Source organism: Kitasatospora sp. NBC_00070, assembly GCF_045041205.1.
In the GTDB taxonomy this organism is placed as follows: Bacteria; Actinomycetota; Actinomycetes; order Streptomycetales; family Streptomycetaceae; genus Kitasatospora.
Window position 1 is genome coordinate 7660249 of record NZ_CP108247.1, and the last position, 13772, is coordinate 7674020.

15 protein-coding genes are annotated in these 13772 nt (G+C 70.0%); 6 read left to right on the forward strand and 9 right to left on the reverse strand.

The genetic code is table 11. The features are described from left to right. Positions 1-50 precede the first annotated feature (50 nt). From OHV05_RS34865 to OHV05_RS34875, 3 genes are all read right to left on the reverse strand, one after another. Entirely contained in the window at positions 51-983 is a 933-nt protein-coding gene (locus tag OHV05_RS34865; protein ID WP_405021317.1) for an alpha/beta hydrolase, read from the reverse strand. A gap of 382 nt (positions 984-1365) precedes the next feature. Beyond that, positions 1366-1917, reverse strand: a complete 552-nt coding sequence (locus OHV05_RS34870; RefSeq protein ID WP_405021318.1) for an EF-hand domain-containing protein — start codon at positions 1915-1917, stop codon at positions 1366-1368. A gap of 165 nt (positions 1918-2082) precedes the next feature. After that, positions 2083-3048, reverse strand: coding sequence for an L-histidine N(alpha)-methyltransferase (locus tag OHV05_RS34875; RefSeq protein ID WP_405021319.1), 966 nt, complete (start codon positions 3046-3048; stop codon positions 2083-2085). A 65-nt stretch (positions 3049-3113) separates the two neighbouring features. Between OHV05_RS34875 and OHV05_RS34880 the strand changes: the two genes are divergently transcribed. Next, the gene (locus OHV05_RS34880) at positions 3114-3926 is read left to right on the forward strand and encodes a class I SAM-dependent methyltransferase (RefSeq protein WP_405021320.1); all 813 of its coding nucleotides are present in this window, start codon (positions 3114-3116) and stop codon (positions 3924-3926) included. Positions 3927-3942: 16 nt separating this feature from the next. On the opposite strand, the gene OHV05_RS34885 is transcribed toward OHV05_RS34880, so the two are convergent. Beyond that, positions 3943-4095 (reverse strand): hypothetical protein, encoded by a 153-nt coding sequence (locus OHV05_RS34885; RefSeq protein ID WP_405021321.1) that lies wholly within the window; start codon positions 4093-4095, stop codon positions 3943-3945. A gap of 142 nt (positions 4096-4237) precedes the next feature. Between OHV05_RS34885 and OHV05_RS34890 the strand changes: the two genes are divergently transcribed. Beyond that, complete coding sequence (locus tag OHV05_RS34890) at positions 4238-4441, forward strand: hypothetical protein (RefSeq protein ID WP_405021322.1); 204 nt, start codon at positions 4238-4240, stop codon at positions 4439-4441. A gap of 410 nt (positions 4442-4851) precedes the next feature. Here OHV05_RS34890 and lysM read toward each other — a convergent pair whose 3' ends face one another. The 3 genes from lysM to OHV05_RS34905 all read right to left on the reverse strand — a co-directional run bounded on the left by lysM (position 4852) and on the right by OHV05_RS34905 (position 6880). Beyond that, positions 4852-5292, reverse strand: coding sequence for a peptidoglycan-binding protein LysM (lysM, locus tag OHV05_RS34895; RefSeq protein WP_405021323.1), 441 nt, complete (start codon positions 5290-5292; stop codon positions 4852-4854). 216 nt (positions 5293-5508) lie between these two features. Further along, positions 5509-5694 carry a hypothetical protein gene (locus OHV05_RS34900; protein WP_405021324.1) on the reverse strand — a complete coding sequence of 62 codons (186 nt, stop codon included), beginning with the start codon at positions 5692-5694 and terminating at the stop codon, positions 5509-5511. 40 nt (positions 5695-5734) lie between these two features. Next, complete coding sequence (locus tag OHV05_RS34905) at positions 5735-6880, reverse strand: IS30 family transposase (RefSeq protein ID WP_405021606.1); 1146 nt, start codon at positions 6878-6880, stop codon at positions 5735-5737. A gap of 459 nt (positions 6881-7339) precedes the next feature. On the opposite strand from OHV05_RS34905, the gene OHV05_RS34910 reads away from it, so the two are divergent. Both OHV05_RS34910 and OHV05_RS34915 read left to right on the forward strand, forming a co-directional pair. Further along, positions 7340-7744: a hypothetical protein gene (locus OHV05_RS34910; protein ID WP_405021325.1), complete on the forward strand. Its 405-nt coding sequence runs from the start codon at positions 7340-7342 to the stop codon at positions 7742-7744. After that, positions 7741-12249, forward strand: coding sequence for an AAA family ATPase (locus OHV05_RS34915; RefSeq protein WP_405021326.1), 4509 nt, complete (start codon positions 7741-7743; stop codon positions 12247-12249). Before OHV05_RS34910 ends, OHV05_RS34915 begins: the two co-directional genes overlap by 4 nt. Before the next feature lie 32 nt (positions 12250-12281). On the opposite strand, the gene OHV05_RS34920 is transcribed toward OHV05_RS34915, so the two are convergent. Continuing rightward, positions 12282-12596 carry a hypothetical protein gene (locus OHV05_RS34920; RefSeq protein ID WP_405021327.1) on the reverse strand — a complete coding sequence of 105 codons (315 nt, stop codon included), beginning with the start codon at positions 12594-12596 and terminating at the stop codon, positions 12282-12284. Next, the gene (locus tag OHV05_RS34925; protein WP_405021328.1) at positions 12596-12892 is read right to left on the reverse strand and encodes a hypothetical protein; all 297 of its coding nucleotides are present in this window, start codon (positions 12890-12892) and stop codon (positions 12596-12598) included. Before OHV05_RS34925 ends, OHV05_RS34920 begins: the two co-directional genes overlap by 1 nt. 300 nt (positions 12893-13192) lie before the next feature. Here OHV05_RS34925 and OHV05_RS34930 point away from each other — a divergent pair, with 300 nt between their 5' ends. Both OHV05_RS34930 and OHV05_RS34935 read left to right on the forward strand, forming a co-directional pair. Beyond that, the gene (locus OHV05_RS34930) at positions 13193-13330 is read left to right on the forward strand and encodes a hypothetical protein (RefSeq protein WP_405021329.1); all 138 of its coding nucleotides are present in this window, start codon (positions 13193-13195) and stop codon (positions 13328-13330) included. A gap of 104 nt (positions 13331-13434) precedes the next feature. After that, entirely contained in the window at positions 13435-13656 is a 222-nt protein-coding gene (locus OHV05_RS34935) for a hypothetical protein (RefSeq protein WP_405021330.1), read from the forward strand. Positions 13657-13772 lie beyond the last annotated feature (116 nt).

The following is a 13772-nucleotide window of genomic DNA, read 5'->3' on the forward strand; positions in this document are numbered from 1 at the left end:
TCACAACGCGTAGTCGTCAAGTCCTGTCCGTTGACACGGGAACGATGTGCCTAGGTGAGCCGCTTTGCGAGCTCGGTGAGCAGTTCGTTGGTGGCTTGTTCGGCGGCGGGTGAGAGGCCGAAGAGGTTGAGGAAGGCGTGGATCACGCCGTCGTAGTTGCGGTAGAACACGTCCACGCCGGCCTGCTGCAGGGCCTCGGCGTAGGCGTGGCCTTCGTCGCGCAGCGGGTCGTACTGGGCGGTGGCGATGATCGCCGGGGCCAGGCCGCTGTGGTCGGCCAGCAGCGGGGACACCTGCCAGTTGCGGCGTGCCTGGGGGTCGTCGCCGGCGTATCCGGTGCGGAACTCGCTGAGCAGGTCCTTGGTGAGGAAGTACCCGTCGGCATTCTCCGTGATGGAGGGGTAGTCGCGGGTGAAGTCGGTCGGCGGGTAGGCCAGCAGTTGGGCGGCGAGCGGCCGGCCCTCGTCGCGGAAGGTCAGGGCGACGACGGCGGCTTCGTGGGCGCCCGCGCTGTCGCCGGCCAGTGCCAGGCGTTCGGGCCTGGCGCCGTAGTCGTCGATGTGGTCGGCGACGTGGCGGGCCACGGCCAGGCAGTCCTGCATGGCGGCCGGGAAGCGGTCTTCGGGGACCCGGCGGTAGTGCACGGCTACCACGACGGCCCGTACGTCGCGGCAGATCCGGCGGCAGACGTCGTCGTGCGTGTCCAGGTCACCGGTCACCCAGCCGCCGCCGTGGAAGAACACCACGGTGGGAACCGGGCCCGTATCGGCGGGCCGGTAGACCCGGATGGGAACCGCACCGGCCGGGCCGGCCACCGTGGCGTCCTGCACCGAGCCGACCTCGATCGGGGACGGCAGTGGGTTGGCCGCCACCATCTGCCGGTTCACCTCACGCATCTGCTCGGCGTTGTCGCCGGTGAAGTGCAGGGGGCCGCCGGCGTTGACCTGTTCCAGCACGGCGGCGATCGGTGGGTCGAGCGGCATGGCAAACCTCCGGAGCCGGTAGTTCGATCTGCTCCCGACGCTAGATCCGGCCAGGGCACGTCGCCCCACGGCTGAGCCATCCGGACGACGACGGCAACGCGGTGAGCAACCCCGGTTGAGCGGGGGCCAACCGACCAAATGAGGCTGGTCAAACCGACGGTATGTCGGTTTGACCAGCCTCATTGTCTTCCGGAACGTGATTGGGCCCGCAGCCGCTTCGCTGGGGGCCGAATCTGTTTGTTCTGGTCAGAGTCGGTGGCGGGGGTGGGGTGGATCAGCGGGCTGGGGAGGTGCTGGGCTGGTGGCGCTTCACGCCCGGGCCATCGCCCTGCCCTGCGGACCGGACGGTGGGGGCGCGGCGTCGCTTTGGTCGGTGGGAGGGCTACGGGTGGCCCAGCAGCCAGCTGCCGGGTGCGTTGGGGTCTTCGCTGGCCAGGTACTCGCGCCAGGTGGAGTAGTACTCGTCGCGGCTGATGCGGCCGTCGCCGTCGCGGTCCATCTGCTCCATCGCGGTCTTGGCGTCCTGGTCGGACATGCCCCAGGCGGTCCAGATCCGGTCGATCTCGTCGCCTTCGAGGACGCCGTTGCCGTCGGTGTCGGCGGTGTCGAACTCGGCGTCGAGCGCGGGGCGGAACGTGCTGTCCAGGAGGCTGAGGTCGCTGACGTGGCGGTGCAGTCCGTCGTGGAACTCCTGCCGGCTGACGCGTCCGTCGCCGTCGGTGTCCATGGCCGTGCAGATGTTGTGGTGGACGAGCTGGTAGGCCCGGTGGAGGGCTTCCGCCTGCGGGGAGCCGGGGGCGTGGCCGAAGCCGGCGGAGAACGCCTGGGCGGTCCGGGCCCAGTCGTCGGCCTCGATGAAGCCGTTGGAGTCGGTGTCCAGCAGGTCGAAGAACCGGTCGAACTTGCGGGTCCTCAGATCGGGCGCGGTCGTCATCACTGCCTCCGGATGTGGTGCGTCGGGTCGGCCCGGATCCTTCCGTCCCGTGACGGGTGTGGGCGAGCCGCGAGGACGCCGGTCACACGGACGGACGCAGTCATCGTATGAACGCGCCCGCGGTTCGGCCCGGGGCCCCGCCACACGGGTCAGCCGGGGAGGCGGTCAGCGGGGGAGGCGGGCGAGCAGGAGCAGGTAGCGGCCGCTGGGGTCCGGCAGGTGGCGTACGGTCTCGAAGCCGTGCGCCGACAGCTCGTCATCGAGCCGGCCGGGGGTGAACCGGATGGCCACCGCCGCGCGCAGGACCTCACCTTGGACGAAGGCCACCCGGTGGGGGTCGGGATGGCCGGGGACGGTGACCCGCTGGTCGGTGAGTGCGCGCAGGCCGATCTCCACCCGCTGCCCGCCGGGCGCCCAGGAGACGTGGTGGGCGAACGCGTCGAGGTCGAAGTCCGTGCCCAGGTCGCGGTTGAGGATGCGCAGGCAGTGGAGGTAGAACGCCTCCATCAGGCCGGCGGCGTCCTGGTAGGCGGAGACCATGAGGGCGGGGTCGCCCAGGAGCGGGACGCCGAGCAGCAGGCCGTCTCCCGGCCGGAGCGAGTCCGCGAGGAGTGCCAGGAGGTCGTGGCGCTCCGGGGGCAGGAGGTTGCCCAGGGTGCTGCCGAGGAAGGTGACCAGCAGGGGGCGCTGTCCGGGGTCCAGGAGCGCGGCGGGCCAGGGGCGGGTGAAGTCGGCGGCCACCGGCCGCACCCTGGTGTGGGGGCTCCTCTGCCGGAGCCGGTGGTTGAGGTGGTCCAGTGCGCCGGCGCTGACGTCCACCGGCAGGTAGGTGGCCGGGGCGGGCATGTGCCGCAGCAGGGCCAGTGCCTTGTCCCCGGTGCCGGCGCCGAGTTCGACGAGGGTGCGGGCCCGGCAGTCCGCGATGACGTCGGCCGCGTGGGTCTGGAGCAGCCGCGTCTCCAGCCGGTTCAGGTAGTACTCGGGCTGTTCGCGGATCCGGTCGTAGAGGGCGCTGTTGTGCTCGTCCCACAGCAGCCGGTACGGCAGCCGCGGGGGCCTTCGGCGCAGGCCCGCCGTCAGGTCGGCGAGCGCCTGCGCCCTCCCGTCCTGCCGGAGAGGGGAAGCGGACACGGACACCACGGACCTCCACCAAACGTAGTTGATCAGATTCGGAGAGTCACTATAGGGTGCGGGCCGTGACGACAGACGTGGAGACCGAGGAGTACGGAAGCCGCCTGTACGGCTTCGACCAGCCGCTGGAACGCGAACGCATCGGCCTGATCGGCGACGTGTTCGACGCCTTCACCCGGCGCCGCATCACCGACCTCGGACCCCTGGCCGGCCGCCGCTGCCTGGACGTCGGGGCCGGGCCCGGCACCGTCGCCGCCTGGCTCGCCGGCCAGGTCGGCCCCGACGGCGAAACCACCGCCCTCGACCGCGACACCAGCCTGCTGCGCGAGGCCGCCCACCCCGGAGTGCGGATCTGGCAGGCCGACGTCCACACCGCCACCGACGCCGAACTCCCCCCGCCGGGCTTCGACCTCATCCACGCCCGCCTGACGCTCTGCCACCTCCCGCGGCGCGAGGAAGTCCTGCCCCGACTGGTGTCCTGGCTCGCCCCCGGCGGCCACCTCATCGTCAGCGACGTCATCAACACCATGGCCGCCGCCTCACCCCACCCCGCCGTCCGCGCCCTGACCCGCGCATACGACCAAGCCCTCGTCACCACCCTCGACAGCGACCTCAACTACGCCCGCACCTACCCCACCCCCCTCACCGACGCCGGCCTCAACGACGTCGACATGGCCGCCGACACCCCCCTGGTGCGCGCCGACAGCCACACGGCGCGCTTCTGGGAACTCACCTTCAGCGCCATGCGCACCGAGATCCTCGCCACCGGCCTCATCGGCGCCACCGACTTCACCGCCGCCATCAACCACCTCACCGCCCCCGGCACACACGAACTCGGCTACACCCTCGTCACCGCCTGGGGCCGCTCCGCCCTCTGACCGCCGGTCACTCCAGTCAGGCCGTCGCGCCGGGGAAGTCGCCGGCGAGCAGCTGCTCCACGGTGCTGCCCAGGGCATCGGCGATCAGCACCAGGTCCGCTGCGGACGCCTCGGCCTGGGTGGGCTCCCAGTCGATGCCCTTCCAGACTGCGTACTCGACGAGCGTCATCGGCTCGTCGTATCACTGCCAGGCCGGCGATCCTCTCGTCCGACACCACGTTTCCGCGCCTGAGCAGCCCGGCATCCTGCGCGGTCCGGCGGCCGGTGCCACTACGGTTGCGGGTCCGTGGCCGCCCGTAGACCCTTGGCATATGGACGAGTACGGTTCGGACGGCAAAGCCACGGGGCGGTTGACCGATGCCCGCCACCTGGCGCTGGTGGTGTCACTCATTCCCGCGGGTATCGCCCTGACTGTGGGAACCGGTGGAGTATTCCGCGCTCTGGGAGTGGTGTCGCTGCTGGTCGGTATTGCCATTCTCGGCTTGTGGCTGACCGGGCGAAATCGTCGGCGGTAGTAAGGCCCCTGAGATCGTTGGCCTGCACGTTGCCTCACGTGCCTGCACGGCGATCAGGCGGTTTCCAGCGGTCGTCGCAACACGCGGTCAATGTTGTCTTCCCGGACGGTAGCAGCAGCCCCCACTTCGCCGTTTCACGGCGAAGTGGGGGCTGCTGTGTGGTCGGAGCGTGTGTCAGTGGCTCCGGGCGGGACGCTCACCCGAACGAGGTAGCCGCGCGCCGGTCGGCCCGCCGCGCCGACACCGCAATCGCGTTCCAGACCCACCCCGTCCGGTTCGCCGGCCTGGCCTCCGGGCGAGGGCCCGCAACCGAACCGCCAGACGTATGCCTCAGGGACAGGTGTGGCCGTCGGCTCGGTGAGCTGACGGCCACGGCAACCACGGTCGTTACCTCGGACGGGCTGCGGCGGTCAGTCGGGGAGCCGGAGCAGCTGTCCCGGGTAGATCTTGTCCGGGTGGGCCAGCATGGGCTTGTTGGCCTCGAAGATCTTGAGGTACTTGTTCGGGCTGCCGTACACGCGCTGGGAGATCGCGGGCAGGGTGTCGCCGCTGACGACGGTCACGAACCGGGATGCCTGTGCAACGGGGTCGGTGACAGTCAGCTGGTCGTCGATGGACGCAACACCGGCGATGTTCCCGATGGCGAGCACGATCTTCTCGCGCTCCTCCTGCGACGACACCTCACCCTTGAGGATGACCTTGTCACCTTCGACTGTCGCCGAGATGTTCGGGTCGCCCAGGCCAATGTTCGCGATGTGCTTCTTGAGCTGCTCTTCGGCGTTGGTGCTGTCGGAGGTCAGGAGGTCGACCAGCTTCGGTCCGGCCTCCTTGGCGAACGAAAACTGCGGCATGGGTGGCCTTTCTGACGGTCCATCATGGTCATGGTCAGGCTAGCTGCCGCACTGTCGCCCGGGTGCTGATTCGCGTTCGCCAGACTGCGGTGTGTCTCAGGTGGTACCGGTCAGATGTGGTGCGGGAGATCGGGGCGACGGCTGCGGAGCGTGCCTTGGACCTTCAACGGGCACTTGGCCAGTCGAGCCACTGGTGAAGTGACAGGTTGGAGCGGCTCAATCCTTCGGTTGCCCCCTCTGGGTGCCGGAGGGCGGCGGGCTGGGGCCCTGCCCGATGACCGCAGCGTTCGTGATGACGCCGTCTTGGTGGTCGCCCTGGGAACCCGTGGCGAGGGCCCTGATCGCGTCGGCGGCCTCCCGCCCCTCGACCACCTCGCCGAAGACCATGTCACTCTCGGTCACGGCACTCGCAAACTACCTTGCTCCATCACAACGGAGTTGGTCAGGCCGCGAGCAGCTGGTGCAGACGGTTGGCCGGAGTGTCCCAGCCGAGCGTCTTGCGGGGGCGCCCGTTGAGCTGGTCGGCGACGGCGGCCAGGTACTCGGGGCCGTGGACCGAGAGGTCGCTGCCCTTGGGGAAGTACTGGCGGAGCAGGCCGTTCATGTTCTCGTTCGAGCCGCGCTGCCAGGGGCTGGCCGGGTCGCAGAAGAACACCGGGACGCCGGTGGCGAGCGTGAACGAGGCGTGAGCGGCCATCTCGGCGCCTTGGTCCCAGGTAAGGGATCTCCTCAGCCGTGCCGGGAGGGAGCCGACGGTGTCCACCAAGGCGTCACGAACGGCCTGGGCGCCGCGGTCCTCCGGCAGGTGCAAGAGCATGACGTAGCGGGTGGTGCGCTCAACCAGGGTCCCGATCGCCGACTTCTTGTCCTTGCCGATGATCAAGTCGCCCTCCCAGTGGCCGGGCACCGCCCGATCGTGGGCTTCGACCGGCCTCTCGCTGATCATCACCATCGGTGTGCTGAAGCGCGGTTGGCGGCTGCCGTACTGTCGGCGGCGCTTGCGGCGGACCCGCCCAGAGCGCAGGACGCGGGCCGCCTCACGACGCAACTGGCCGTGGTCCCGGGAGTAGAGCGCCTGATAGACGGTCTCCGGGACCACGTGCATCTCCGGCCGGCCGGGAAACCGTGCTCGTAGGGAGTGGCATATCTGCTCCGGGCTCCACCACCGGTCGAGCATCGCCTGGACGGCGTCGAGCAGCTCCGGGTTGGAGGTGATCTTGCGTCGCTTGGGACGGGGCCGGCGAGCGTCGGCGCGGCGCTGGGCGGCGTGCGGCCGGTAGTACCAGGAGCCGCAGTCGTTCAGCACGGTGCGGTTGCGCCGGACCTCGCGGCTGATGGTGGACGGGCTGCGGCCGAGCTCGGCGGCGATCTGCCGGATCGTCGCCTTCTCCCGCAGCCGGTCGGCGATGTGAACGCGCTCGTCCTCGGTCAGGTACCGCGACGGGCCGGAGGGCGGTACCACCGAGTCGATCGGTGGCACCGCCCTCCGGCCCCGTTCGCTGCTGCGGCCGCTACGCCACCTGTTGCCCGTCCTGCGGTTGATGCCGACGATTCGGCACGCCTCGGTGTTGCTGTACCCCTGCTGCATGAGCTGGGAGTATGCCGCCTGCTCCCGGGTCAGCCTTCGCTGGCCCGGGAACGCCTTGTCCTTGTGGATCTCGAAGTCCATCGCACCCCTTGAGCTGGGATGTTGCGACGACTCCTGGAACCCAAGTCACGTCCGGGGCCCGCCGTCGGTGTCCCGGCCGGCCGCCGGACTCTGGTGCAAGCAGGTGGCAGCCGGCCACGTTGGCGCCCCGCCCGCGGGCAATGGTGTGCGGGAGGAGCGCCTCCGATCCTGTCACGCCTCGGGAAGGCGGCCGACATTTGCGGGGCGGGTGTGCGGCTCGAGGAACAGCCCGAGAAGGTCGGGGCTTGCCGTGTCCTGAAGGACTGGGAGCGAACGGCTTGAACGGGCCTTGACCGGCCCGACCCCGGCGGCGAGCATCGCTAACCTCAGGGGCGTAAGGGACGGCCGGGTATCGCTGGCGGTCGGGACGGGGGAATCATGGATGTCTCGGTGATCGCGGAAGGGGCGGACCGGGAGGACCACCTCCGTTCGCTTCGGGACTGGCTGGCTGATTCCCAGGAGTTGCGGGGTCGGGTCGCAGGGGTGGAGCGGCCGCCGGTGGCCGGCACTCTGGGGCCGGTGCTCGACGCGTTGTCGGTCGCCCTGGGGCCGGCCGGGGCGGTGAGTGCGTTCGCCACCGGTCTCATCGCCTGGCTGCGCACGCGCCGCGGAGACGTGCACATCAAGGTGACGCTCCCAGACAGCAGTTCACTGGAGCTGGACGCGAAGCGGGTGTCCGGGCTCGACACCCTCGCGCTGCAGCAGCAGGTGGCAGAAGTCGCCGACCTGTTGAGCCGACAACAAGAGGGGGCGGCAGATCCTGAGCAGCGGGAGCTGCCGTGACGAACCTGTCAGGTGCCGGGGTACGGGTCTTGCTGGTGGCGACCGCCACCCATGGAGGGCCCCTGCTGACCTCGGTGCCAGCAGCCGCTACCTCCTGCCGGGATCTGCGGACAGCCCTGATCGAACGCTGCGGGGTGCGGCCCGACCGCCTGCGCGTGCTGCTTGACCCGGCCGATGCGCAGACGATGGCGCGGGCCGTCACCGAGGAGGCGCAGCGGGCGGACACCGTCCTGCTCGTCTACTTCATAGGGCACGGTCTGCTCGGACCGGACGGTGAGTTGTACCTGGCGGCCACCGGCACCGACCGCCTTACCGCCGGGATGGCCGGGCACCAGGCGCTGTCGTTCTTCTCGCTGCGGCAGGCGCTGGAGGCGAGCCGGGCGTCGTCCGTCGTTGTCGTGCTCGACTGCTGCTTCTCCGGACGGGCGTCCTTGGGCGGCGGGCCGTCGCTGCCCGCGTTCGCGATGACGCCCGCGCACGGCATGTACCTCATGGGGTCCGCCGAGCAGCTGGCCCTCGCACCACCCGACGCTGTACACACCGCGTTCACGGGCGCCCTCCTAGAGGTGCTGGCGCACGGTGATCCGCGCGGGCTCCGCCAGCTGACCCTGGACGCCTTGTTCGACGGGGTCTTCAGGACGATGAGCGAACGTCAGGGGCCGCTGCCCCGACGCCAGGCGGGGGACCGCTCGGGGCAGCTCGTCATCGCACCGAACCCGGCGGTGCCCGCACAGCCGGAGCCAGCGGTGCTCGCAGATGACGAGGTGCCCACACCCGGCCGGTGCCCGTACCTGGGCCTGGATGCCTTCGGGGCGGACGACGCCGACGTGTACTTCGGGCGCGACGGCATGACGGAGCGGATGTTCGCCGCGCTGACGGAGACGGCGGGGACGGACGAGCCGGGCCCGCTGGTCCTGGTGGGCCCGTCCGGTTCGGGAAAGACCTCGCTGCTCAACGCCGGTCTCACGGCCGGACTGCGGCAGCGTGGCCTGCTGGGCACCACCTCCTGGCTCACGCTCCGCCTGACCCCCGGCAGGAGCCCGCTCCGGCGGCTGGCGGAGCAGCTTGCCCCCGGCGCCGACACCACCGACCTCCTCCGGGAGGATCCGGACCTTGCGGCCGAGACGGCCAGCCGATTACTGGCCGGCCGACCGGAAAAGCGGCTGATCATCATCGTCGACCAGTTGGAGGAGCTCTTCACGCTGTGCCCGGACCCGGCGGAGCGCACAGCGTTCCTGCGGGCAGTCGCGGCGCTGTCCCGGCCCCCGGAAGCGGGCCTGCCGGGGGCCCTGGTGGTACTCGCGCTTCGGGCGGATTTCTACGGCCAGGCCGCCGCGCACCCCGAACTTCTCGCTGCACTGCGCGACAACCAGTTGCTGGCCGATCCGATGACCCCCGAGGAACTCCGCGCGGCCATCGACAGCCCGGCGGCCGCCGCCGGGCTGGTCCTCGACGATGGTCTCGCCGACGTGATCCTGCACGAGTTCGGCGCGACAACCGACCGGCAACCGGCCGCCGGCGCGCTGCCCCTGCTCTCCCATGTCCTGTGGGCGACCTGGCTACGCCGCGCCGGATCGCGACTCACCGTCGCCCAGTACCGTGCGGCCGGAGGCATCGCGGAGGCGATCAAGACCACCGCCGAGCACACATACGACGGACTCAGCCCGCAGGGCCAGGAGGCCATCCGGCTCATGCTGCCCCGGCTGGTGCGGGTGGGGGAGGACTCCGCCGACACGGCGCAGCCCGCGGACCGCTCGGCGCTCCTGCACGGTCTGCCCGACACGTCGGCCGCAGAACTGGCCATCGACCGGTTCACCCGGGCCCGCCTGCTGACTCTCGACCACGACTCCGCCCGGATCAGCCACGAGGCATTGCTGCGCGCCTGGCCCCGGCTGGCGGAGTGGGTCGACGCGGACCGGGAGCGGCTGCGCGCCCGCCAGCTCCTCGCAGCCGACGCCAGGGCATGGGAACGGGCAGGGAGGGACTCCTCGCTGCTCTACCGGGGAAGCAGGCTGGCCGCGGTACGGGAGCGCACCGCTTCACTGCCGGCGGGAGAGGTCGAACCAGGCTCCGGGGCCGCCGAGTTCGTGGAGGCATCCTGGCGGCAGGAGCGCCGGGGTGCGCGCCGGACCCGGGTCGCTGTGGCGACCCTGCTGGCCTTGGTGGTGCTCGCCACCTCGGGCCTGGTTGCTTCGGTGAGCTTTCAGCAGCGAGCCGAGCGGGCAGGTGAGCGCGACCTCGCCCGGTACCTCGCCGCCGAGGCCGAGGACCTCCGCGAACAGCGGCCCGGCCTGGCCAAGCAACTCAGCCTGGTCTCGTACCGGATGGACAAGGACGCTGGGCGCGGCGCACTGCTCAACAGCCGGCGCACACCCGGGGTGATCAACGCGGAGAAGCCAGCGGAGGACCTCGCCTACAGCGGCGACGGGCGCATTCTCGCGATCTCCGTCGGAGACGCGGTCGAGCTGCGCTTCCCGGGGGGCTCCGCCCGCCTCGAAGCGGGTGCGGTCGGCCCGGTGGCGGTCAGTCGGGACGGCCGAACGCTCGTGGCGGTCACCTACGATGATTTGCAGCCGACGACGGCGTGGGTGCGATTGTGGGACCTCTCCGATCCGGGCCATCCGGCACAGACCGCCGCGCCGCAGCTGGACCACAGCGTGCACGCGCTCGCCCTCAGCACGGACGGCAGAACACTGTACGGCGGCCTGTCGACAGGTGAGATCCGGGTCTGGGACATCGGCGACCGGGCCACGCCGAAGGCTCTTGCCCCACTGAGCGGTCATGCCGCACGGGTGGACTCGCTGGCGGTGTCGTCCGAGCGAGACCTGCTCGCCAGCATGAGTGTGGACGGCCGCATCCAGGTCTGGAAGGCGGCTGGTTCCGGAGACCCTGAGCGCGTGGCCGAGTTGGAGGGGGTGCACTACGACCGCAGCTATCTCGGGAACCCGAGACCGCTCCATCGGGTGGCCTTCAATCCCGGCGGGACAGTGCTTGCGGCTCCGGTTGCCCGGAAGAACGGCGACGTGCCGGGGCTGTGGCGGTTGGACAGGCCAGACACGCCACAGAGGATCGACGACAGTGCGGACGAAGAGATGGGGCACTCCTGTATCGAGGGTCTGAACTCTTTGGTGTTCAGTCCGAAGCGTGAGTATGTCGTCGGGGCCTGCGGCGGCACCTGGCAGGTGTTGATCTACCAGAAGACCGGTCGGCCCGAGGCGTTTCTCGCCGGGGCTTCGGGCGGCGAGTCGAGCCTCGGAGAAACGGGGACGATCCTGTTCGATCCCGCCAATCCGCAGCGGCTGCTGCAGGCGACCACCCGCGGGGTGCGCGTCTCCTCCCTCAACAATTCGGCCCAGCTGGGCGCGGACAGGGTCATTCCGGTCGTACCCGGCACCGGTGGCCAGTTCGACTACCGAGTAGTCGGCGGGAGGAAGCTGGTCGCCTTTCAAGGCGTGGGCCTGAACTACCTCCTGGACGTCACAGAGGACGACGCGACGGTGCTCAGCCGGACGCGTGCTCCCGACATGTTCACCGTGGGAGGCATCGCCCTCAGCCCCGACGGGAGCCTGTTGGCCGATGGGGAGCTGTACGAGAACGGCGAAACGGGCAAGGACGGCAAGAAGCAGCAGACTGTCGGCCTGCGGCTGCGCAGCACAACGGCGCCGGAGGGCACCTCACCACTGGCCACCATCGAGGACCTGGACAACGGTGTGGCAGCGATCGCCTTCAGTCCCACCGCACCTGTCCTGGCCGTGTCCGACATGAACGGTTTCAGGGACAGTAACCCGAAGACACCAGTGGTACGGGTCTTCGACATCACGAACCCGGAGCATCCACGGCAGGTCGCACGGATCGATGCGTCGGCTACGGAGCTCGACTTCTCACCGGACGGCAAGTCGCTCCTGCTCACCGACAGCCCCTTCGCCGACAAGGACGCCACCAGGCCTGTACGGGCCGACGAGCTGGAGAGCTGGGACCTCACCGACCCCGAGCACCCGCGGCAGCGCTGGGCGCGGCCGACCGGGGCCGGCTCAGGTTCGATCGCGTTCCGACCGGATGGGAAGCTGCTGGTCGGCTATGACAGGGACGGCACGCTGAGGCTGTGGCGAGTTGAGGGAGACCAGCTCACCGAGGAGCTCTCCCGCGTCTCCGTGGGTACCGACGGCGGCCCGATCGCCTTCAGCCCCGACGGAACCCACCTCATCCTGACCGCGAGGAGGGCCATCGGCGACGACGAGCGTCCCGAGATCTGGGACCTGACCGATACGAGGAATCCCAGGCGGAGCTCGTACTTGCCGGCATCCTCGCGCGCCGCCTACGCGCTCCAGTTCACCCCGGACGGCGAGTTCCTCGCGATCGTCAGGGCCTCCACAGGTCTCGAGCTGTGGGACACCAACCCGGAGCGGGCCATCGGCGAGATCTGCGACTCGGTCGGTGACCCCATCACCCCGCAGGAGTGGAAGCGCTACCTGCCCGACAGTCCGTACGAGCCGCCGTGCCGCTAGGGCTTGTTCCAGAAGGCTGGCCGCGCGCTGACCTACAGACCATCGTCGGCGGATCGCTGACTTGGCCAACCATCGAGACTCGGAAACTGCCGCATAAACTGCTCACACCGCGCCCCGAAGTCGCCCGAGGTATCTGCTAGGTGGGCCAGTTCGATGAATCTGGCAGGGTCCCGAGCGACCCGGTCGAGCATGACGATCTCCTCGTCAACGAACTTGCCTCCGCTCGCGGACGCCGCGCTCAGCGCGACAGCCGTTGCGAGCACCACACCCACACAGGTCCGCGTCGGGCTCACCACCACCTGCACACCCGGCTTCTCGTCCTGCAAGGCCGTCAGGTCGATCACCATCAGGTAGGCGCGGTCCTTACCCCCACGAGTCCCACCTCGAAGGTGAGCGATCCTGCGCTCTCGCCCTCACACGCAGGGATGCGCCCGCCGATCAGCATGCCGGCACACTCCTCGGCCGACATCGGCCGTCCCGACGACACCCTGAGACGGTTCGCGACCTGCCACCCGTCAATGATCTCCAGCTCTGGCGCCTCCGAGCCAAGGCCGAGCAAGGCTCCCAGGACTTCCCGGGCCCCCTTCACTACCGCGGCCAGGGAAATGGGCGCGGCAAGTTCGGCGGCGAGATCAACTGACACGCGCTGACACTACGGACCCAACGCGCAGACAGCCACTCGTTTCACCGCGGGCATGCAACCCAGCGCTACCTGCCCGACAGAGCGTACGAGCCGCCGTGCCGCTAGGGCTTGTTCCAGAAGGCCGGATGTGTTATTACCTGCTGATTTACGAGGTAAAGGCGAGGTTCTGCAGGCGGCCGCTACGGCCGCGAGGGTCTGCACTCGCTGACCGATGCGCTCGACAACTCCGACGACCACGCCGCCTACGAGCTGCGCCAGGCGGAGCTCGCCGCGCAGGAGAAGCGCCGGCACCGCGAGGCGATGGAGTTGCTGGCATGCGTGGACTGCGGCGATGTCCCGGTGCGGGAACAGGTCTACGTCCACAAGAGGGGCGGGTACTGGACGTACCGCGAGGGCGGGACCTGCTACCTCTGCCACAAGAAGCGCAAGGCCGCCTAGGCCCTGCGGGAGGACCAGGAGGCCTGGCCGCTGCCCGGGCCGCGCACGCGGTGCGCCCGCCGTGCTGGACCTGCAAGGGGCCACTGGGCGGCCCCTACGGCTCCGTGGGGGAGCTGCGCATCGAGGCGGGACCGGAGGTGGCGGAGTGCCCGGCCTGCGCCGAGGTGCGGGACAAGGAGGATCTCGGCCCGCTGTGGCTGCCGCTGCCCACCGTGAAGGAGATGAAGCTGCGGCGGAAGAAGAAGCTCGACGACCCGTGGTGGGAGGTGCGGGAACTGCACTCGGAGCTCTACCCCGTCTTGAAGCGCCACAGGGAGACCGCTTGAGCGGGGACGGCCAGGTGGGGTCCTCCCGCTGCAGCCTGATGTGGCGTCAACGGACACTGTATCCAGCTGCGTTGGTGTACTGGCATGCTGTGCCTGAGGCGGATCGAGGAGCGAGA

Coding starts and splice junctions, on each gene's coding strand:
- OHV05_RS34910 (WP_405021325.1), top strand. CDS start 7,340: ATGGATGTCTCGGTGATCGCGGAAGGGGCGGACCGGGAGGACCACCTC.
- OHV05_RS34930 (WP_405021329.1), top strand. CDS start 13,193: ATGGAGTTGCTGGCATGCGTGGACTGCGGCGATGTCCCGGTGCGGGAA.
- OHV05_RS34920 (WP_405021327.1), bottom strand. CDS start 12,596: ATGGTGATCGACCTGACGGCCTTGCAGGACGAGAAGCCGGGTGTGCAG.
- OHV05_RS34865 (WP_405021317.1), bottom strand. CDS start 983: ATGCCGCTCGACCCACCGATCGCCGCCGTGCTGGAACAGGTCAACGCC.
- OHV05_RS34890 (WP_405021322.1), top strand. CDS start 4,238: ATGGACGAGTACGGTTCGGACGGCAAAGCCACGGGGCGGTTGACCGAT.
- OHV05_RS34885 (WP_405021321.1), bottom strand. CDS start 4,095: ATGACGCTCGTCGAGTACGCAGTCTGGAAGGGCATCGACTGGGAGCCC.
- lysM (WP_405021323.1), bottom strand. CDS start 5,292: ATGCCGCAGTTTTCGTTCGCCAAGGAGGCCGGACCGAAGCTGGTCGAC.
- OHV05_RS34870 (WP_405021318.1), bottom strand. CDS start 1,917: ATGACGACCGCGCCCGATCTGAGGACCCGCAAGTTCGACCGGTTCTTC.
- OHV05_RS34905 (WP_405021606.1), bottom strand. CDS start 6,880: ATGCAGCAGGGGTACAGCAACACCGAGGCGTGCCGAATCGTCGGCATC.